The 20475-nt window shown below is 73.0% G+C and carries 16 protein-coding genes; 8 read left to right on the forward strand and 8 right to left on the reverse strand.

The features are described 5' to 3' along the window. Window positions 1-21: 21 nt before the first annotated feature. From IGS69_RS08500 to rsmH, 4 genes are all read right to left on the reverse strand, one after another. Window positions 22-1542, reverse strand: a complete 1521-nt coding sequence (locus IGS69_RS08500) for a UDP-N-acetylmuramoyl-L-alanyl-D-glutamate--2,6-diaminopimelate ligase (protein WP_190898096.1) — start codon at window positions 1540-1542, stop codon at window positions 22-24. 207 nt (window positions 1543-1749) lie between these two features. After that, the gene (locus IGS69_RS08505; protein WP_269783153.1) at window positions 1750-3708 is read right to left on the reverse strand and encodes a peptidoglycan D,D-transpeptidase FtsI family protein; all 1959 of its coding nucleotides are present in this window, start codon (window positions 3706-3708) and stop codon (window positions 1750-1752) included. Window positions 3709-3713: 5 nt separating this feature from the next. Further along, window positions 3714-4160 carry a hypothetical protein gene (locus IGS69_RS08510; protein ID WP_190898099.1) on the reverse strand — a complete coding sequence of 149 codons (447 nt, stop codon included), beginning with the start codon at window positions 4158-4160 and terminating at the stop codon, window positions 3714-3716. Window positions 4161-4191: 31 nt separating this feature from the next. Beyond that, on the reverse strand, window positions 4192-5193 hold the full coding sequence (gene rsmH / locus IGS69_RS08515; protein WP_190898101.1) for a 16S rRNA (cytosine(1402)-N(4))-methyltransferase RsmH: 1002 nt from the start codon (window positions 5191-5193) through the stop codon (window positions 4192-4194). A gap of 392 nt (window positions 5194-5585) precedes the next feature. On the opposite strand from rsmH, the gene IGS69_RS08520 reads away from it, so the two are divergent. The 4 genes from IGS69_RS08520 to IGS69_RS08535 all read left to right on the forward strand — a co-directional run bounded on the left by IGS69_RS08520 (window position 5586) and on the right by IGS69_RS08535 (window position 11232). Beyond that, window positions 5586-6137, forward strand: coding sequence for a beta-class carbonic anhydrase (locus tag IGS69_RS08520; RefSeq protein ID WP_190898102.1), 552 nt, complete (start codon window positions 5586-5588; stop codon window positions 6135-6137). 303 nt (window positions 6138-6440) lie between these two features. Next, window positions 6441-7478 (forward strand): AAA family ATPase, encoded by a 1038-nt coding sequence (locus tag IGS69_RS08525; RefSeq protein ID WP_190898103.1) that lies wholly within the window; start codon window positions 6441-6443, stop codon window positions 7476-7478. Further along, on the forward strand, window positions 7478-8839 hold the full coding sequence (locus tag IGS69_RS08530; RefSeq protein WP_190898105.1) for a DUF58 domain-containing protein: 1362 nt from the start codon (window positions 7478-7480) through the stop codon (window positions 8837-8839). Before IGS69_RS08525 ends, IGS69_RS08530 begins: the two co-directional genes overlap by 1 nt. Next, window positions 8839-11232, forward strand: a complete 2394-nt coding sequence (locus tag IGS69_RS08535; RefSeq protein ID WP_190898106.1) for a transglutaminase TgpA family protein — start codon at window positions 8839-8841, stop codon at window positions 11230-11232. The genes IGS69_RS08530 and IGS69_RS08535 overlap by 1 nt, the downstream gene beginning before the upstream one ends. Before the next feature lie 184 nt (window positions 11233-11416). On the opposite strand, the gene IGS69_RS08540 is transcribed toward IGS69_RS08535, so the two are convergent. The 3 genes from IGS69_RS08540 to IGS69_RS08550 form a co-directional block, all read right to left on the reverse strand. Further along, a complete protein-coding gene (locus IGS69_RS08540; RefSeq protein ID WP_190898107.1) occupies window positions 11417-11815 on the reverse strand; it encodes a DUF3040 domain-containing protein in 399 nt (132 codons plus the stop codon). Between the two features lie 280 nt (window positions 11816-12095). Further along, window positions 12096-12902, reverse strand: coding sequence for a methyltransferase (locus IGS69_RS08545; RefSeq protein WP_190898108.1), 807 nt, complete (start codon window positions 12900-12902; stop codon window positions 12096-12098). A 301-nt stretch (window positions 12903-13203) separates the two neighbouring features. Beyond that, window positions 13204-13767 (reverse strand): SAV_6107 family HEPN domain-containing protein, encoded by a 564-nt coding sequence (locus IGS69_RS08550; protein ID WP_190898110.1) that lies wholly within the window; start codon window positions 13765-13767, stop codon window positions 13204-13206. A 168-nt stretch (window positions 13768-13935) separates the two neighbouring features. Between IGS69_RS08550 and IGS69_RS08555 the strand changes: the two genes are divergently transcribed. The 4 genes from IGS69_RS08555 to IGS69_RS08570 all read left to right on the forward strand — a co-directional run bounded on the left by IGS69_RS08555 (window position 13936) and on the right by IGS69_RS08570 (window position 19493). Then, entirely contained in the window at window positions 13936-14805 is an 870-nt protein-coding gene (locus IGS69_RS08555; protein ID WP_332836551.1) for an ATP-binding cassette domain-containing protein, read from the forward strand. Then, window positions 14777-16861, forward strand: a complete 2085-nt coding sequence (locus IGS69_RS08560) for a YhgE/Pip domain-containing protein (protein ID WP_190898111.1) — start codon at window positions 14777-14779, stop codon at window positions 16859-16861. The genes IGS69_RS08555 and IGS69_RS08560 overlap by 29 nt, the downstream gene beginning before the upstream one ends. A gap of 47 nt (window positions 16862-16908) precedes the next feature. Next, entirely contained in the window at window positions 16909-17538 is a 630-nt protein-coding gene (locus IGS69_RS08565) for a TetR/AcrR family transcriptional regulator (RefSeq protein ID WP_189589681.1), read from the forward strand. 464 nt (window positions 17539-18002) lie between these two features. Further along, window positions 18003-19493, forward strand: coding sequence for a phytoene desaturase family protein (locus tag IGS69_RS08570; RefSeq protein WP_190898112.1), 1491 nt, complete (start codon window positions 18003-18005; stop codon window positions 19491-19493). A 27-nt stretch (window positions 19494-19520) separates the two neighbouring features. Here IGS69_RS08570 and IGS69_RS08575 read toward each other — a convergent pair whose 3' ends face one another. Next, entirely contained in the window at window positions 19521-20456 is a 936-nt protein-coding gene (locus IGS69_RS08575; RefSeq protein ID WP_190898113.1) for an SCO2102 family sporulation regulator, read from the reverse strand. Between the last annotated feature and the right edge of the window lie 19 nt (window positions 20457-20475).

Raw genomic sequence — 20475 nt, forward strand, 5'->3', positions numbered from 1 at the left:
TCCCCTGGGTCTTCTGGATTTTCATCCCTGGGTCTTCTGGATGGCTTCGCGCAGCACCTGGCGGTCGTCGAAGGGACGGACCACCCCGGCGATGTCCTGGCCCTGCTCGTGGCCCTTGCCCGCGACCAGCACGGTGTCGCCCGGCTGGGCACGGGCGACGGCTGCGGCGATCGCGGCGGCCCGGTCCTCGAAGACCTGGACCTCGCCGCGCTCGTGCGCGGGCACGGACGCCGCGCCCTGGAGCATCGTGGCGAGGATCGCGAGGGGGTCTTCGCCCCGGGGGTTGTCGGAGGTCAGCACGGCGGTGTCGGCGAGCCGGGCCGCCGCGGCGCCCATGGGCTCGCGCTTGGTCCGGTCCCGGTCGCCGCCGCAGCCGAGGACGATGTGCAGGCTGCCCTCGGTGACCTTGCGCAGCGCGCGCAGCACGGACTCGACGGCGTCGGTCTTGTGGGCGTAGTCCACGACCGCGAGGTAGGGCTGCCCGGCGTCCACGCGCTCCAGGCGCCCCGGGACACCGGGGACGGCGGCGACGCCGTCGGCGGCGGCCTGCGGGTCGAGGCCGGCGACGGCGAGGGCGACGATCGCGGCCAGGGTGTTGGCCACGTTGAAGGGTCCGGGCAGCGGCGACTTGGCGCTGATCCGCTCCCCCTTGGGACCGACGACGGTGAACGTCGAGTCCAGCCGGCCGACCTCGACGTCCTCGGCGCGCCAGTCGGCGTCGGGGTGGCCCTCGGCGGAGTAGGTGACGACCGGGACGGTGGCCTCCTTCGCCAGCCTGCGGCCGTACTCGTCGTCGACGTTGACCACGCCGAGTTTGCCCCGTTTCGGGGTGAACAGCTGCGCCTTTGCCCGGAAGTAGTCCTCCATGTCGGAGTGGAACTCCATGTGTTCCGGGCTGAGGTTGGTGAAGACGCCGATGTCGAAGACACAGCCGTCGACCCGGCCGAGGACCAGGGCGTGGCTGGAGACCTCCATGGCGACCGCGTCGACGCCGCGCTCGCGCATGACGGCGAACAGGGCCTGGAGGTCGGTGGCCTCGGGGGTGGTGCGCTCGGACTTGATGCGCTCGTCGCCGATGCGCATCTCGACCGTGCCGATCAGGCCGGTGGACCGAACCGTCTTCAGGCCGCCCTCGACCAGGTAGGCCGTGGTGGTCTTGCCGGAGGTGCCGGTGATGCCGATCTGGAGCAGGTCCCGGCCGGGGTGGCCGTAGATCGTGGCGGCCAGCTCGCCCATCCGCCCGCGCGGGTCGTCGACGACCAGGACGGGCAGCCCGGACGCCGCGGCGCGCTCGGCCCCGGTCGGGTCGGTCAGCACGGCGGCGGCACCGAGGCCCGCGGCCTGGTTGACGAAGTCGGCGCCGTGCAGCCGGGCCCCCGGCAGGGCGGCGTACAGGTCGCCGGGGCGCACCGCCCGCGAGTCGTGGGTGATGCCGGTGACCTCGGCGGCGTGCTGCGGTGTGGAAGCACCCAGCTGATCGGCGAGTTCCGCGAGGGGTGTGGCGGAGACCTGCACCGGCCTGGGCGGCCCGGGGTATGTCACGGGATGCCCCTTCTGGGTGGTTTGGGACTGATCAGCGTGTGGCACGGCGGTGAGCGTACCGGGCGTACCCGCCTCCGGGCGAAGTGAGGGGCCGGGGCTGCTCTGGTTGCCGGGCTCGGGGGTGATCGTAGTCACGGAGGCGGTCCTGGTGGCTCGGTGGGGCTGGGTGCTGATCAGGGCGGTCGGCGCCGGTCACTGCCGGGCCGGTCACTGCTGGAAGGAGACGGGCAGCTTCGCGGGCTTGGCGCCGGTCGGGGGGACCTGGAGGGACTTCAGTGCGAACTCCATGACCTTCTTGTAGACGGGTCCGCAGATCTGGCCGCCGAAGTAGCTGCCCCGGGTGGCGTTCTGGATGGCGCAGTAGACGGTGACGCGGGGCTTGTCGGCGGGTGCGAACCCGGCGAACGACGAGGTGTAGCCGTGATACTTCCCGGTGGCCGGATCCACACGGTTGGCGGTACCCGTCTTGCCCGCGACGCGGTAGCCGGGGATGCGCGCCTTGGTGCCGGTGCCCTCCTCGTCGTCCACGACGGACTCCAGCATCTGGGCGAGGGTCTTCGCCGTCTTCGCGTCCACGACCCGGTTCTTCTCGGGCTCCGGGGCGGGTGTGAAGCGCCCGTCGGGGCCCTTGGTGCCGCGCACGAGGGTGGGCTCGATGCGCACCCCGCCGTTGGCGATGGTCGAGTACACCGAGGCCGCCTGCATGGCGTTGATGGAGACGCCCTGGCCGAAAGGGATCGTGTACTGCTGCGAGGTCGACCACTTGTCGGGCGGGGCGAGGATGCCCTTGGTCTCGCCGGGGAAGCCGAGCCCGGTGTGGCTGCCGAGGCCGAACGCGCGCAGGTAGCCGTAGAGGACCTTGTTGGCCTGGGCCTGGGTCTTCCCGAGCTGCCCGGTGGCGAGGATGGTGCCGATGTTGCTGGACTTGGCCAGGACGCCGTTGAGCGTCAGGTACCAGGTCGGGTGGTCGATGTCGTCCTTGAAGAGCCGGTCCCCGCGGTGCAGCCGGTTGGGCACGACCACGTGGGTCCCGGGGGTGGCGGCGTTCTCCTGGAGGACGGCCGCCATCGACATGACCTTGGCGGTGGAGCCGGGCTCGAAGGCGTCCTGGAGGGCGGCGTTGCCGAGGGCGGCCGGGTCGGCGTCGGACAGGTCGTTCGGGTCGAAGCCGGGCGAGTTGGCCATGGCCAGGATCTGCCCGGTTCGGGTGTCCTGGACGATGACGTAGCCGCGGTCGGCCGCCGACTCCTTCACCTGGTCGCTGATGGCGTTCTGGGCGGCCCACTGGATGTCGCGGTCGATGGTGAGCTCGACGTCGCTGCCGGGGACGGCGGGGGTCTCGGTGGATCCCGCGGTGGGCACGAGGCGGCCGCCGGACTGGGCGTAGCGGATCTTGCCGTCCTTGCCGGCGAGCTGCTTGTCCAGCTGCAGTTCGATGCCGCCGCCGGGCTTGCCCTCGCCGTTGACCCAGCCCAGTATCCCGGCGGCCAGGTCGCCGCCCGGGTACACGCGCTTGCTGGTGGCCACGGAGAAGACGCCCGAGAGGACGTTGGGCGTGGTCTTGTCCGCCTCCGCCTTCTTGGCGAGCGCCGACTTGAGGTCCTTGATCTGCTTCCAGACCTGCGGGGTCTGGCGGGAGGCCAGTTTCACGTAGCGCAGGGCCTTGTTCTCCGGCCGCAGCTTCTTGACCAGGTCCTCCTGCTCCTGGCCGAGGATCGGCGCGAGGAGTGCGGCCGCCTGCTCGGGCCCGTCCCCGATCTTCAGCATGCCGGGGGCGAACATCGTGGGGTCGGCGGTGATGTCGTAGGCGTCCTCGCTGGTCGCGAGGGCCACGCCGGACCGGTCGGTGATCTCGCCCCGGTCCGCGGCCAGCACCTGCCCCACGTACCGGTTCTGCTCGGCCTTGGCGGCGTACGTGCTCGCGTCGACGGCCTGCACCTGGAAGAGCCGCACGACGAAGGCGGTCAGGACCAGGGTCAGCGCGAGTGCGACCAGGCGCAGGCGGGGGCGGGGGCTGCCGAGCCGCAGCGGCTTGGGCGCCGCCGGACGGGCCTGCCCCGGCCGCCGGGCCGGGCGGGCAGCGGGGCCGGGACGGCGCCGTGCGTCGGGGCGGGCGGGCCTGGCGGGGCCGGGCACACGGCGACGTGGCGGTTCCCTGTCGGACACTTCCGTCACCTGCCGGTCGGAGTAGGGCCGTCGGTCATGGCCTCGGGGGCGAGGACCAGGGGGGTGTGGTCGGCGGGCCGCCGGACGCCGGGGGCGGGGCTGGGGACGCCCTTGACGGTGCCGTCGGGGTCGAGGAACGCGGGGTCGCCGCCGGGCACCATGCCGAGCTCGCGGGCGCGGCGCTGCAGGGCGTCGGGGGCGGAGTAGGCGTCGATGTCCCGCTGGAGGGCCTGCTCCTCGTCGGTGAGGTTCTTGGTCCCGCGCTGGAGGTCGTCGAGTTTGAACGCGCCCTCGCTGAGGGCCGAGTTCAGCACCAGGAGGCAGATGAGACCGCTGCCGAGGAGGAGGACCACGAGCAGGACGAAGGGTGTGCGGGCCGCCTGCCCGGGGCCGGTCGGAAGGAGCCGCGCGAGTCGGGCTGCCCTCCCCTTCAGTTCGGGTTTGCCGCTCACGCACGCTCCCTCGGTCCGGCCTGCTCACGCCTCACTCGACGTCCTCCCTGATGCGCTGGGCGCCGCGCAGCCGCGCCGGTGCCGCCCGCCGGTTCTCGGCGATCTCCTCTTCGGTGGGGAGTTCGGCACCGCGCGTGAGGAGCTTGAGCCGCGGCTGGTAGCGCTCGGGGACGACGGGCAGCCCGGCCGGCGCGGTGGTGGCGGCGCCCGCAGCGAAGACCTGCTTGACCAGCCGGTCCTCCAGCGAGTGGTACGACAGCACGGCGATCCGTCCGCCCACGTCGAGTGCCTTCACGGCGGCGGGGATCGCCCGCTCCAGGACGGAGAGCTCGCCGTTGACCTCGATGCGCAGGGCCTGGAAGGTGCGCTTGGCCGGGTTGCCGCCGGTGCGCTTGGCGGCCTGCGGAAGCGCGTCCCGGATCAGTTCGACGAGCCGCGCGCTGTTGCTGAACGGCTCCTTCTCCCGCTCCCGCACGATGGCGCTCACGATCCGCTTGGCCTGCTTCTCCTCGCCGTAGGCCCGCAGGATGCGCACGAGTTCGCCCGGCGGGTAGGTGTTGAGGACCTCGGCGGCGCTGACACCGGTCGTCTGGTCCATGCGCATGTCGAGCGGGGCGTCCTGGGCGTAGGCGAAGCCGCGGTCGGCCTCGTCGAGCTGCATGGAGGAGACGCCCAGGTCGAACAGGACGCCCTGCACGCGCGCGATGCCGAGCCGGTGCAGCACCTCGGGGAGCTCGTCGTAGACGGCGTGGACGAGGGTGGCGCGCTCGCCGTAGGGGGCGAGGCGCTCGCCGGACAGGCGCAGGGCCTCCTTGTCGCGGTCGAGGGCGACGAGGCGGACGTCGGGGAACCGCTCCAGGAGCGCCTCGCTGTGGCCGCCGAGGCCGAGGGTGCAGTCGACGACCACGGCGTCCGGGCCCTCCAGGGCGGGTGCCAGCAGATCCAGGCACCGCTGGAGCATCACCGGGACGTGTCGACTCTCTCCCTCCCGTCGCCCGCCACCACCCTCATTCGAATGCGCTTCGCGCCCCATCGATCCCGGGCCCTCTCAGATCCGGCGCGGCCATGCGCACCGCCGGGTCACCGCCCGCTCGTGGACATGGGGCCTGCCGGCGCCGGAAGCGTCAGCCGACCGGGAGCGGGAGGAGGCCGAGCCGTACGTACGCGCCGCGCACGCGGGGAGATCACCGGTCGTCGCCGGGGTCTCCGAAGAACATCTGTCCAGCGGGGAGAGTCTCGCCTCCCGCTTCGCGTCACTTTAGTCCACCCTGTCGCCCGGTCAATCAACCGGCCTGCGCGTCGCCGCCGCTCGCCCAGAGCCCGGGTCATCGCCCTTGTGGGTTACCTCACACGCCTCGTCCGGCGGCATTCTTTGTTCACTTCCACAGGAGGCCTGGACGGGGTGTGACCAGTAACGTCATACCTATGACGACTTCTGCATCGGTTCCCACAGGTTCGGAGAGCGCCATAACGGCCGGCGACACGGTCACCGAGCGTCTCGTGGCGGCGAACGCCCGGTACGCCGAGGCCTTCACCGACCCGGGGATGGACGCCCGGCCCGTGCTGCACGTCGCCGTCGTGGCCTGCATGGACGCCCGTCTCGACCTGCACGCGGCGCTCGGGCTCGAGCTCGGCGACTGCCACACGATCCGCAACGCGGGCGGCGTCGTCACCGACGACGTGATCCGCTCCCTCACCATCAGCCAGCGCAAGCTGGGCACCCGCAGCGTGGTGCTCATCCACCACACCGGCTGCGGCCTGGAGAGCCTCACCGAGGACTTCCGCAACGAGCTGGAGGCCGAGGTCGGCCAGCGCCCCGCGTGGGCCGTGGAGTCCTTCAAGGACGTCGACCAGGACGTGCGGCAGTCGATGCAGCGGGTGCGCACCTCGCCGTTCGTGCCGCACACCGACGACGTGCGCGGATTCGTGTTCGACGTGCACACCGGCCTGCTGCGGGAAGTCGACCCGGCCTCCTGATCCCGGCCCGCCGACCTGGGCGCCACGGGCGGCGCACCCCGGAAGGCCACCTGCTGCAGCTGTCGAAACCCTGTCAGCCACGTGTTCGAATGGCTGCAAGACCGACATATCGCGGCCAGTTGTCCACAGTCGAGTGACACGAAACGGTAACGGCAGCAAGAATGCGGGAGTGACGTCGCGCGGAACTTTCCACGCGTGGTGTCCGTGGTTCGGGGTGGGCCGGCCCGCGTCATGCGGCTTCGGCCCTGGAAAATGGGGTATCCCGTGCTCCCTGGGGGCACGGGAAAGGCCGAGGAGGGCCGGGTGACGACCTATGACGATCGAGCGAGCCTCACTGATCTGACCGCCGTGGTGGAGCGCGTGCGGGAGTCGGTGGAAGGCGTGATCGAGGGCAAGCCCGAGGTCGTACGGCTCTCGCTGACCGTGCTGCTCGCCGAGGGACATCTGCTGATCGAGGACGTCCCCGGAGTCGGCAAGACGATGCTGGCCAAGGCGCTGGCGCGGTCCATCGACTGCTCGGTGCGGCGCATCCAGTTCACGCCGGACCTGCTGCCGTCGGACATCACCGGTGTGTCCATCTGGGACCAGCAGCGCCGCGACTTCGAGTTCAAGCCGGGCGCGATCTTCGCGCAGGTGGTGATCGGCGACGAGATCAACCGCGCCTCACCCAAGACGCAGTCCGCGCTCCTGGAGTCCATGGAGGAGCGCCAGGTCACCATCGACGGCAAGACTTACGAACTGCCCAGCCCCTTCATGGTGGTGGCGACGCAGAACCCGGTCGAGATGGAGGGCACCTACCCGCTGCCGGAGGCCCAGCGCGACCGCTTCATGGCCCGGGTGTCGGTCGGCTACCCGAGCGCGGACGCCGAGCTGCAGATGCTGGATGTGCACGGCGGCGTCTCGCCCCTGGAGGACCTCCAGCCGGTGGCCCACGCCCACGAGATCCTCAAGCTCGTCGAGGCGGTGCGCGGGGTGCACGTCGCGGAGCCGGTCAGGCGCTACGTGGTCGACCTGGTCGGCGCGACGCGTACGCACCCCGATCTGAGACTCGGAGCCTCTCCGCGCGCCACGCTGCACCTGCTGCGCGCGGCGAAGGCGTCCGCGGCCCTGAGCGGCCGGGAGTACGCGCTGCCGGACGACGTGCAGGCCCTCGCCGTCGCGGTCCTGGCCCACCGGCTGCTGCCCACCGCCCAGGCCCAGCTCAACCGGCGCACCGCCGAGCAGGTCGTCGAGGAGATCCTGCAGCGCACCCCGGTTCCGGCGGCGCAGCAGCAGAGCGGCTTCGGCGGCCTCGGCCGTACGGCGCCGGCGTATCCGCAGCAGCCGCCGCGGAGGCTGTGATGACCACCGCGGGGGCGGGGCAGGCGGAGGCCGACCGGGGCGGCAAGGGCGGCATCCGCACCGCCCTGGCCGGTCTGACCACCCGCGGACGCTCCTTCCTGGCCGCCGGCGTCGCGGCCGCGATCTGCAGTTACGTGCTCGGCCAGAGCGACCTGCTCCGCGTGGGACTGCTGCTGGCGGTGCTGCCGCTGGTGTGCGCCGGGGTGCTGTACCGCACGCGCTACCGGGTCGCGGGCAGCCGCCGGCTCTCCCCCGCGCGCGTGCCCGCCGGCAGCGAGGCCCGGGTCCATCTGCGGATGGACAACGTCTCGCGGCTGCCCACGGGCCTGCTGATGCTCCAGGACCGGGTGCCCTACGTGCTCGGCCCCCGGCCGCGTTTCGTGCTCGACCGGGTGGAGGCGGGCGGCCGGCGCGAGGTGTCCTACCGGGTGCGTTCCGACCTGCGCGGCCGCTACCCGCTGGGGCCGCTCCAGCTGCGCCTGACCGACCCGTTCGGCATGTGCGAGCTGACCCGCTCCTTCTCGACGTACGACACCCTCACGGTCATCCCGCGCGTGGAGCCGCTGGCGCCGGTGCGCCTGAGCGGCGAGGCGAAGGGATACGGCGACGGACGGCAGCGTTCACTCGCCCTGGCCGGCGAGGACGACGTCATCCCGCGCGGCTACCGCCACGGCGACGACCTGCGCCGTGTGCACTGGCGCTCCACGGCCCGCTACGGCGAGCTGATGGTGCGCCGCGAGGAGCAGCCGCAGCGCGCCCGCTGCACGGTGCTGCTGGACACCCGCGGCATCGCCTACGAGGGCGCGGGACCCGATTCGGCCTTCGAGTGGGCCGTGTCCGGCGCCGCGTCCGTGCTGGTCCACATGCTCGAACGGGGCTACTCGGTGCGGCTGTTGACGGACACCGGCAACGCGGTGCCCGGCGAGGGCGGTGACGGCTTCGCCGGCGCGAGCCAGGAGTCGGCGGACGCCGCCGGACTGATGATGGACACCCTCGCGGTGATCGACCACTCCGACGGCGCGGGCCTGTCCCGGGCCTACGACGTCCTGCGCGGCGGGAACGAGGGGCTGCTGGTGGCCTTCCTCGGCGACCTGGACGAGGACCAGGCGGCCGTGCTGGGCCGGATGCGGCAACGCAGCCCGGGCGCGGTCGCCTTCGTGCTGGACAGCGAGACCTGGGTGCGGGAACCGAGCGACGTGCCCCGCCCGTTGGACGGGAGCGGGGAGCGGTTGCGCATGCTGCGCGAGGCGGGGTGGACGGCCCTGCGCGTGCCGCGGGGCGCCGCCATGGACGAGCTGTGGCGGCAGGCCGACCGGGAGCGCAGGGGCGTGCCCGCGGCGAGCGGCGGGGAGGGACCGTGATGAGCGGGCGGGTTCGACTGACGCTGGGCGCCTGGGCGGCCACGCTGATGGCCGCGTGCGCCCTGCTGCCCCTGGTCAGGCCGGCCACCTGGATCGTGCAGGCGGCCTTCCTGCTGGCCCTGCAGTCGGGCGTCGGGGTCGCCGCCCGCAGGGTGCCGCTGGCCCGGCCGCTGACGGTGGCGGCGCAGGCCGTGGTCACGGTCGCGCTGCTGACCTTCGTCTTCGCCCGCGAGCAGGCCCTGGCCGGGCTGATCCCGGGGCCGCGGGCCATCGACCGCTTCGGGCTGCTGCTCCAGCAGGGCGGGGACGACATCGCGCGGTACGCGATCCCGGCGCCCCTGGAGTCCGACGGCATCCGGCTGATGCTCATCGGCGGGGTCCTGATCATCGGGCTGCTGGTGGACACCCTCGCGGTGACCTTCCGCAGCGCCGCTCCGGCCGGGCTGCCCCTGCTCGCGCTGTACTCGGTGGCCGCGGGGCTGTCCGACGGCGGCGCGGACTGGCTGTGGTTCCTGGTGGCGGCGGCCGGTTATCTGATGCTGCTCCTGGCCGAGGGGCGGGACCGGCTCTCGCAGTGGGGCCGGGTCTTCGGCGGTGCCCCGCGCACGGGCGGCGGGGAGCAGAGCGGGGCGGTCGCCCCGATCCGCACCGGCCGGCGCATCGGTGTGCTCGCGCTGGGCATCGCCCTGGTGGTGCCGCTCGGCCTGCCCGCGATGAACGGCGGTCTGCTGGACTCCGTGGGGCCGGGCGCGGGCGGTGGCCCGGGCGGCGGGGGCACGATCTCCGCCGTGAACCCCCTGGTGTCGCTGCGCGACAGTCTGAACGCGGACGAGGACCAGCAGGTCCTGTCCGTGCGGACCAAGATGGAAGACGTCTCGGACCTGTATCTGCGGATCGTGTCCCTGGACGACTTCGACGGCACCACGTGGAAGCCGTCCCGGCGGTCCATCACCGCCGTCCCCGACGGCACCTTCCCGGACCCGGTCGGCCTCAGCCCGGACGTCAAGCGCACGGAAGTCGACACCACGATCTCGGCGGCCGACTGGTACGCCCAGGACTGGCTCCCCATGCCGTACCCGCCGAGCGGCGTGCGCATCAGCGGCAACTGGCGGTACGAGCCGCAGGGCATGACGCTGGTCGGCGACCACGGGCAGAACACGCGCGGCCTGACGTACCAGGTCAAGAGCCTGGACGTGCGGCCGACGGCGGATCAGCTCGCCTCGGCGGGGCCGCCGCCCGCGGACGTCGAGCGCGACTTCACCGAGCTGCCCGACTCGCTGCCGTCGGTGGTGGGCCGGACCGCCCGCAAGGTCACCGCGGGCGCCGCCGACCCGTACGACCAGGCGGTCAAGCTGCAGGACTTCTTCGCCGTGAGCGGCGGCTTCGAGTACGACACGCAGGTGCAGGTCGGCAGCGGCTCGCAGGCCATCGCCCGCTTCCTGGAGGACAAGCAGGGCTTCTGTGTGCACTTCTCCTTCGCGATGGCGGCGATGGCCCGCTCCCTGGGCATACCGGCCCGGGTCGCGGTGGGCTTCGCGCCCGGTTCCCCGCAGGCGGACGGCTCGGTGTCGGTGGGGCTGCGGGACGCGCACGCCTGGCCCGAGCTGTACTTCGAGGGCGTGGGCTGGACCCGTTTCGAGCCCACGCCGAACCGCGGCTCGATCCCGTCGTACACCCTGCCCGACAATCCCGACAGCTCGGCGCCCGACCAGGCGCGTCCGTCCCAGTCGGCGTCCACCGCGCCCTCCGCGGCGCCCTCGGCGAGCGAGAGCTGCACGCCGGAGCAGAAGAAGCTGGACGGCGGCTGCGCGAGCGAGTCGCCCCAGGCGGCGCTGCCCACGGACGACGACGGTCCGAAGTGGTACGCGTTCCTGGTGTGGGCCCTGGCCGGTCTGGCCGTCCTGGTCCTCCCCCTGGCACCGATGCTGTGGCGGCTGCGGACGCGCACGGCCCGGCTCGGGGCGCACGGCCGCGGCGAGGCGGACGCGGCACCGCACACGCTGGCCGTCTGGCAGGAGCTGACCGACACCGCCTGGGACTACGGCATCACGCCGGACGAGTCGCAGACTCCGCGCAAGGCGGCCGCCCGAATCGTCCGCCTCGGCGACCTGGACGCGACGGCGGCGGCCGCGGTGCACCGGGTGGCGAACGCGGTCGAGCAGGTCCTGTACGCACCGCACCCCCGCCCCGTGGCGGGCCTCACGGAGGACGTCCGCCGTGCGACGGCGGGCCTCGGCGCCGCGGCCGGCCGCGCGGCAAGGCTCCGCGCGCTGCTGGCCCCCCGCTCCACCGTGCGGGTGGTGTGGTCGGCGTCGGCCTGGTGGACGAGGGTCCGGGAACGGGCGGCGGCGCTGCGGCCGACGTGGCGGAAGGCGTCGGGTCAGCAGGGCTGAGGGGCGGGGGTGGACGCGGCGGAGGCCGGCCGGTGGTGCGGGTGCACCGGCCGGCCTTGCCGTGTCGGTGCCCGGCGGGGCTGTCCGCGACCTAGTGAACGCATACGTCAGGGGGTGACCACCGATCCGGTGGTCACCCCCTGACGTATGCGTTCACTTGGTCCTGGAGAGGCTGCGCGGAGGGCTAATGGCCGCCCTGCTCGTCGCGGCGCTTCTGCCAGCGCTGCTCGATACGGTCCATCACCGAGCGGCGCTGCCGACCCTGCCGGCGAGCCTGGTGGCCCGCGGCACCGCCGGCCTGTTCGCCAGGCTTGGGGGCCTTGCGCCAGCCGGTCACGGCGAGCACCGCACAGCCCAGCATGACGAGGAAGCCCACGACGCTGAGCCAGACCTGCTTGGCGACCATTCCAGCCATGAGGAGCGCGATACCTACGAGGAAGCCCGCGACCGCCTGGTAGACCCGTCGCCGGGTGTACGTGCGCAGCCCGCTTCCCTCAAGCGCTGTCGCGAACTTGGGATCTTCGGCGTACAGCGCTCGCTCCATTTGCTCGAGCATGCGCTGCTCGTGCTCCGAGAGCGGCACGGAGTCCTCCTCATCGTGCAGTCGCCGGGGCGACCCGGGGGGTCCCTTCAGGATAGGCAGGGAATCGCCCCCGTGAAACCCGCCCCTCTACGCCAATTGACCAACCGGAACCCGCCATGGCCGGTCGCGGCTCGCTGAGGCTTCCATTCCCCGGCGGCCGACCCGTCATGCCGGAACGGTCTCCCTCGATCATACGGCGCGCCGCCCCCGTTCGGGGGGCCTGTGGCGTACTCCATGCCCAGCCAAGGCGCTGATCAGCGGCGGTACCTCACGAAGCGGCTCAGGCCTCGACGGCCCCATCGGCCTCGGCGGCCCCGCCAGTCCCAACCGCCCCACCGGTCTCAGCCAGCACATGCAGCTGCGTGGCCACCGAGTGGAACGCGGGAAGCTCGGCCGCGGCCTCCTCCAGCTTCAGCAGCGCTTCCAGGGCTCCGGGCTCGGTGTCCACGAGGACGCCGGGCACGAGGTCGGCGAAGACCCGCACGCCGTGCACGGCACCGACGCTCAGGCCCGCACCCTCGACCAGGCCGGTGAGCTGCTCGGCGGTGAAGCGGCGCGGCACGGGATCACCCGTGCCCCATCGACCGTTCGGGTCGTCGAGCGCATGCCGGGCCTCCTTGAAGTGCCCGGCGAGGGCGCGGGCCAGCACGGCACCGCCGAGGCCGGCGGCGAGCAGGCTGAGGACGCCCTCCGGGCGCAGGGCCGCCACCGCGTTGCGGACGCCCTCGGCCGGGTCGTCCACGTACTCCAGGACGCCGTGGCACAGCACCGCGTCGTAGCCACCGCGCTCGGCCACGTCGAAGAGGCCGTGGGCGTCACCCTGAACGCCCTTGACCCGGTCGGCGACGCCGGCTTCGGCGGCGCGGCGCTCCAGGGCGAACAGCGCGTTGGGGCTCGGGTCGACGACGGTGACCCGGTGGCCGAGGCGGGCGACGGGCACCGCGAAGTTGCCACTGCCGCCTCCGGTGTCGAGGACGTCCAGCGACTCCCGACCCGTGGCCTTGACCCGGCGGTCGAGGGCGTCCTGGAGGACCTCCCAGACCACGGCGGTACGGAGTGCGGCGCGGGGGCGCATCGGGTCCGACACGGCAGTTGACTCCTCGGCGCGGCACCGCCTCTTGCACGGCGGCGCGAATGGTGCGTCTCCCCCGGGCCCGGCCTCGGGGAGGGAAGACTTCAGGCGTCCCCCACCCTATTGCCTCGGCCGCGGCGTGCGGATGACCCGGTCCCGGGATACCGCGCGGGTCAGGCGGGCCCCCGGTCCCGGGAACCCCGGCACCGGCAAGCCCCGCGGCTCAGGCCGCCCGGGCCACACCTCAGCCCTCGCCACAGCCCGCGCCACAGCCCGCGCCACAGCCTGCGCCACAGCCTGCGCCTCAGCCCATGCCTCAGCCCGCGTCCGGCATGTCCCTCCCCGTGCCGTGACCCTCGGGCCGGTCCTGGTCCGGGCGGGGCTGCGGGAGGACCGGCTGGAGGACCAGCATCCGCTCGACGAGGCGCAGGAACATCGCCACGTCCCGTATCAGGTCGTCCGCGTCCCGGCCGGTGGCCGCGTCCTGGATGCCGGCCTCGGCCCGGGCGCGGCGGCGGGCGCCGGAGGCGAACAGCGCGCTCCACTCGGTCAGTTCGGGCGCGATCTCCGGGAGCACTTCCCAGGCGCTGCGGATCTTGGCCCGGGCCCGGGGCGAGGTCTCCGGACGCCCCCGGGCGGCGAGCACCGCGGCGGCGGTGCGCAGGGCGGCGAGGTGGGCCGTGGCATAGCGCTCGTTGGGGGTTTCCAGGGCGGTGGCCTCCTCGAGGCCGGCGCGGGCCTGGGCGAGCAGGTCGAGGGCGGCGGGAGGGGCCGAGGCCCGGCGCAGTACGGGGTGCACGTCGCTCGCCGGGCCGGTCAGTGAGGGGGCAGGGCCGGTGGCGCGGCGCCGGCGGGCGGCTGCTGCGTGGGAGCTGGCCATGACGAACCTCCTGTCGTCTGGGTGACGGCACGTCCCGTCACGGAGTGCCGTATGTGACCCATCGTGAGGTATGGCACTGACAATCCGTTCTGACCTGCCGTTTTGCTTCGCTCGTAGGTTCGGAGTAGTTTTTGCACTGACCAGTCAGTTCAAATTCAGGGGTGGCTTGTGGGGGAACAGGCGGGAGGGGTGCGGATCGTCGCCGACGGCCTCGGGATCAGGGGGCCACGGGGGTGGGCGGTCCGCGGGATCTCCGTCGACGCCGAGCCGGGTGCGCTCGTCGCGGTCGAGGGCCCGTCCGGGTCCGGCCGCACGTGCCTGCTGCTCGCGCTGACGGGGCGGATGAAGGTCTCGGAGGGCACGGCCGTCGTGGGTGACGCGCGGCTGCCGAAGCAGATGGCGGCGGTGCGCGGCTTCAGCGCGCTGGCGCACGTCCCGGGGGTCACCGACCTCGACCCGGCGCTGACCGTCGCCGAGCACCTGCGGGAACGGGCGCTGCTCCAGCGGCGGTTCGGCGCGTCGCTGCGCGGGCTGCTGCGGCCCCGCGGCGAGCGGGCGGCCGAGGCCAAGCGGCGCGTCGAGGCCGCGCTCGAAGCCGCCGGGCTCGACCTCGATGCACTGCCCAAGGGGCCGCGCACGGCCGTCCGGGACCTGGAGCGCCTGGAGGCGCTGCGGCTGTCGGTGGCGCTCGCCCTCGTCGGCGGACCGCGGCTGCTCGGCATCGACGACACCGACCTCAAGCTCTCGGACGGTGAGCGGGAGGACGTTTGGGCGCTCCTCAGGTCCCTGGCCGACGCCGGGACGACGGTCGTGGCGGTGTGCAGCGAGGCCCCCGAGGGCGCCGTCAAGGTCTCCACCACGGAGAGCCACGAGGAGCCGCCCGCCGAGTCCGGGGCCGCCCGGGCCGAAGAGGCCGACCAGGCCGAGGAAGCCGGCCAGACCGAGGAAGCCGGCCAGACCGACAAGGCCGACCAGGTCGGCCAGGCCGAACGGGGAGAGGAGAAGGCCGATGCGCTCACCGAAACTGGCCGCGCTTGAGCTGCGCCGCTTCGGGCGGGGGAAGCTGCCGCGCGCCGCGCTGGTCGCGCTGCTGGTGCTGCCGCTGCTGTACGGCGCGCTGTACCTGTGGTCGTTCTGGGACCCGTACGGCCGCCTGGACAAGATCCCGGTGGCGCTGGTGAACGCCGACAAGGGGGCGACCGCCGACGGGAAGAAGATCACGGCGGGCGACGACATCACCGAGGGCCTGCGCGACAGCAAGACCTTCGACTGGCGGGAGGTGAGTGCCGCCGAGGCCCGCAGAGGCGTCGAGGACGGCAGCTACTACCTGTCGCTCACCCTGCCCGCCGACTTCAGCGAACGGATCGCCTCCAGTTCGGGCAGCACCCCGGAGACCGGCGCCCTCCAGGTGCGCACGAACGACGCGAACAACTACATCGTCGGGCAGATCTCCCGGACGGTCTTCGGCGAGGTGCGGCAGGCGGCGTCCACGAAGACGTCCCGGTCCTTCCTGGACAAGATCTTCGTGTCGTTCTCCGACATCCACGGCAAGACCGTGAAGGCGGCGAACGGCGCCGACCGGCTCAACGGCGGGATCGGCAAGGCCGAGAAGGGCTCCAAGGACCTCGCCGACGGCCTCAAGGACGCCAAGGACGGCAGCGGCAAGCTCTCCACGGGCCTGAAGAAGCTCCACACCGGCGCCGGCGATCTGGAGGACGGCTCCAAGCAGGTCGCCGAGGGCACGCAGAAGCTCGCCGACCGGGTCAACGGCACCGCCGACAAGGTCGGCCCCTTCCTGAAGGGCAACGAGAAGGCCATCGGTGACACCGCCCAGCTGGTCGCCGACTCCTCCGGGGTGATCCGCAAGCACCTGGACACCCTGGTGAAGACGGCCCCGACCGCCGCCAAGGGCGCCCGCGCGGCGTCCGGCACGCTGACCGACGTCTACGCCCGGCGCTGCGACGACCCGGTCCTGCCCGACGCGGCCTGCTCCGACCTGAAGAAGGCCAAGGACGCCGCCGCCGATGTGACCACCATCGCGGACGACCTCACCACGCTGATCGCGGACCAGGACGGCGACCTGGACAAGCTCGACAAGAACCTCGCCACCCTCCAGAAGCAGTCGCAGGCCCTCGCGAACCGCGCACCGCACCTCTCGGAGGACCTCGCCGACGCCGTCAAGAAGATCAACAAGCTGAACGACGGGGCGGCCGAGGTCGCCGCGGGCGCGAAGAAGCTGCACAAGGGGATCGGCACGGCCAAGACCGGCGCCGTGGACCTCGACAAGGGCGTCGGCAAGCTGAAGACGGGCGCGGACGACCTCAACGGCGGCATCTACAAGCTCGTCGACGGCTCCGGGAAGCTCGCCGGCGGCCTGCACGACGGGGCGGAGAAGATCCCCGACTACGACGAGCAGGACCGCGACCGGCGCACCGAGGTCATGGCCGATCCCGTGCGGCTCGCCTCGCACGACATGCACAAGGCGCCCAACTACGGCACCGGCTTCGCCCCGTACTTCATCCCGCTGTCCCTGTGGGTGGGCGCGATGGTGGCCTACATGCTGATCGTGCCGATGAACCGGCGCGCGCTCGCCGCGGGCGCCTCGGCGTGGCGGATCGCGCTGGCGGGCTGGCTGCCGGTGGTGGCGATCGGGGTGCTGCAGACCGTGGCGCTGATGTCGGTGCTGCACTGGGCGGTCGGCCTTCAGATGGCGCGAGCGGCCGGGACGGTGGGATTCCTGTTCCTGGTGACGGCCTGCTTCGCGGCGATCGTGCAGTGGCTGAACGCGCGCTTCGGGGCCGCGGGCCGGATCCTCGTCCTCGCGCTGCTGATGCTCCAGCTGACCTCGGCGGGTGGCACGTACCCCGTTCAGACGAGCCCCGGGTTCTTCAACGCGCTCCACCCGTTCCTGCCGATGAGCTACGTCGTCGAGGCCCTCAGGCGGCTGATCACCGGCGGTGGACTCGAACCGGTGTGGCACGCGTGCGTGGTGCTGACGGCGTTCACCGCGGGCGCGCTCGCGCTGACCGCCGTGGCGGCTCGCCGGCGCCAGGTGTGGACGCTGGACCGGCTGCACCCGGAGCTGAGCCTGTGAGCCCCACCGTCACCTCCCCCGGAGAGGTTCCTGTGACAATCAGGGCCATGGAAAGCAGCAGTGCCGCGTCGGGCGGCAGCACGCGCCGCGAGGCCACCCGGCAAAAGCTCTACGAGGCGGCCGTCACGCTCATCGCCGAGCAGGGGTTCTCCGCCACCACCGTGGACGAGATCGCCGAACGTGCCGGGGTCGCGAAGGGCACGGTCTATTACAACTTCGCGAGCAAGTCCGTCCTCTTCGAGGAATTGCTGCGGCACGGAGTGGGGCTGCTGACCGCCTCCCTGCGGGAAGCGGCCGACCGGACCGCGCGGGAGGGCGGCAGCAAGGTCGACGCCCTGGACGCGATGATCCGGGCGGGGCTGGTCTTCATCGACCGCTACCCGGCCTTCACCCAGCTGTACGTGGCCGAACTGTGGCGCACCAACCGGACCTGGCAGTCCACGCTGATGGTGGTCCGGCAGCAGGCCGTCGCGGTCGTGGAGGACGTGCTGCGCGACGGCGTCGCGGGGGGTGAGTTCAGCGAGGAGATCGACATCCCGCTGACGGCGTCCGCGCTGGTCGGCATGGTCCTGGTGGCCGCACTCGACTGGAAGTCCTTCCAGGCGGAGCGCTCCCTGGACGACGTCCACGCGGCGCTGTCCCGGCTCCTGCAGGGGCGGGTCAGCGGCTGCCGCTGAGCCGACCCACGCCCCCACATGTGAAAGCAGCACATGTGAGAGCCGCACATGTGAAAGCGCCGGTCCGATGTGGCCGCGTCCCCCGCGGGCCACCTCGAACCGGCGCCTTCCGTGCTCCCCCGTGCGTCCCCCCGCACGACCCCCGTTCGGTCGTCCCCCGGTTTCCCCGTGCCTCGCTCCCGCCGGCACGCGCCGGCGGAAGGAGCGGATCGTGGGCCGGCTCCGTTCCGGCGCCCCGTGTCGCCGGTGCCGGAGCCGTGCCCCTCTCCGTGCCTCCACTCTCTCGTCCGCGCAGGTCGTCCCCCATCCGCGCGCGTACTCAACTCCACGGCTAGGTACCCGTACTCATCCCTGGGCACGGGGCCTCACCACGCCGCGTCGCCGCCTGGTCACCTTCGCCTCCGCGCCCGTACTCGCCAGGCCGCCCGCCGGGGTTGTCGGTGGCGGCCGATAAAGTCGCCGGCATGGCACGGATTGCGGTGATCGGCGCCGGCATGGGCGCGCTGACGGCTGCCGCCCGGCTGGCCGTGGCGGGCCACCGGGTGGCGGTGTACGAGCGGACGGACACCTACGGCGGAGCGCTGCGCCGCTTCGAGCGCGAGGGGTTCTCCTTCGACACGGGCCCCGGCCTGCTGCCGCTGCCGGCCGTCTACCGCGACCTGTTCGTCAAGACGGGCAAGGAGCCGCTGGAGTCCTGCGTCGAGCTGGTCCAGGTCGACCCGTCGTCCCGGCACGTGTTCGCGGACGGCACGGACGTGTCGCTGCCGAACGCCTCACGCGCGGGCGTCGTGGCCGCCCTGGACGAGGCGCTCGGCGCGGGCGCCGGGAAACGCTGGGGCGACTTCCTGGTCCGGGCCCGCGAGGCCTGGGACCGGACCCGCCGGCCGCTGCTGGAGGAGCCGCTGTGGCCGGACTGGCAGGTGCTGGCCGAGCGTGAGCCCTACCCGTCGGTGCCGCACAAGCGCCTGCTGCGCACCCGCCGGGCCGCCACCCTCGCCGAGATCGGCGCCTGGGAGCTGCGCGACCCCCGCCTCACGGCACTTCTGGAGAGTCACGCCCTCGGCCACGGCCTGGACCCCCGGGTCACCCCGGCGAGCGCGGCTGTCCTGCCGTACATGGAGCACGCCTTCGGCACCTGGTACGTGCGCGGCGGCCTGCGCGAGCTGGCGCGGGCGGTGTACGAGCGGTGTCTGGCCCGCAGGGTCGAGTTTCACTTCGGCGCCGACGTCACCGGTGTGCGGGAGAAGGACGGCCGGGCGTCGGGGGTGGAACTCGCCGACGGGTCGGTCGCGGAGTCGGACTTCGTGGTGGCCGGTGTCGCGCCGGGCGTCCTGGACCGGCTGACGGAGGGGACACCGGTGCGGGGAGACGGCGAGGTGCGGCCACAGCCCGCGGCGGCCAGCCGGCTGACCGTGCTGCTCGCCCTGCGCGGCGCCCGCCCCGAGGGCACGGCTCACCGCACGGTGGTCCATGCGCGCGACCGTGACGCGGAGCTGGACGCCCTCTTCGGCACGGCGGCCCGGAACCCGCACCCCACGGTCACGGTGCTGCGGCCCGACGACCCACGACTCGCCCCGGAGGACCACGAGTCGGTCACCCTGACGACGGTGGTGCCCGCCCGGCTCGACCGGTCCGGCGACGACCTCACCGACCAGGTGATCACCGTCGCCGAGCGGGCCGTCCCCGGCCTGCGAGACAGACTCCTGTGGCACGAGGTGCGCACCCCGGCCGACATCGCGGAGGCGACGGGCGCGGAGGGCGGGGCGGTACCCGTGCCGGCCCTGGCGGCCGCCGGGGGACGGCTGCTGCACCCGTCCAACAGCACGCGGGTGCCCGGTCTGTTCACCGTGGGCGGCTGGAGCCACCCCGGCGGCGGACTGCCGCACGCGGGCATGTCGGGCGCGCTGGTCGCGGGACTGATCGTGGAGGGGCCGGAGTTCCGCGGCTCTCAGTGAGCGCGCCGCCCCGGCGGGGCCGGGGCTTCAGAAACGGTACTGCTCGTCGTAGCCGTTCCCCTGCGGCTGCTGCCCGCCGCCCTGGTACGGGTACGGCTGCTCCGGCGGCAGTTCCTGCCCGTACTCGTCGGTGTTGCGCTGCTGCGGGACCCACACGCCGCCGGGCGGGGTCTCGCCGCCGTAGGTGCCGGCGTACTGGTCCTGCGTGTAGCCCTGCTGGCCGTAGTACTGCTGGTCACCGTAGGTGGTGTCGTAGGAGCCCTGGCCGTAGTTCGAGGAACCGATGTACGGGTCGGAGTAGGCGGCGTACTGCTGCTGGCCCGTGGCGTCGTAGCCCTGCTGCTGGCCGTAGCCGGAGTAGTCGTAGGAGTACGACTGGTCGGCGGTCTGCGTCGCGTACTGGTCGTGGGTCTGCTGGCCCGGGGCGTGGTACCCGTTGTCGTAGACGCCGTAGGAGCCGGTGTCGTCGGGCATGGGCTGCGGCTCGTAGACGGCCGTGGTCTCGGCGGCCGTCGGGGCGTGGGCGGCGCGGGCGGGGGTGAAGACGTCGTCGCGGTCGTAGTCGTCGTCCTGGCCGTAGGCGGCGGGGTCGCGGCGGTAGGCGCCGGCCTCGTCGTCGTAGCCGCCCTCGGCCTCCAGGCCGGAGACCTCGAGGGTCGGCTCCTGGCGGCCCCGCTCACCGCGGCGGCGCTTGCTGCCGCCAAGCGCGGGAGCGTTCATCGCCCAGCCGGCCGCGAAGCCGCTGCGGAACGACAGGGTGACGTACGTCTGCCCGACCGCGAAGGCGGCCGCGCCCAGTCCGATCACGACGACCGACGGAATCAGGACACCGACGACGACACCGAGGAACCCGGCGAAGGCCAGCAGACGCCAGCGCAGCCGCGCCTTGTACTGCAGCAGCACCTCGCCCAGCAGCCACAGCGCGACGATGCCGAACGCGATGTAGAGGACCGTCCAGCCCATGTACGCCCCTCTCCCAGTG

It is taken from the genome of Streptomyces tuirus (assembly GCF_014701095.1).
Taxonomy (GTDB): Bacteria; Actinomycetota; Actinomycetes; order Streptomycetales; family Streptomycetaceae; genus Streptomyces; species Streptomyces tuirus.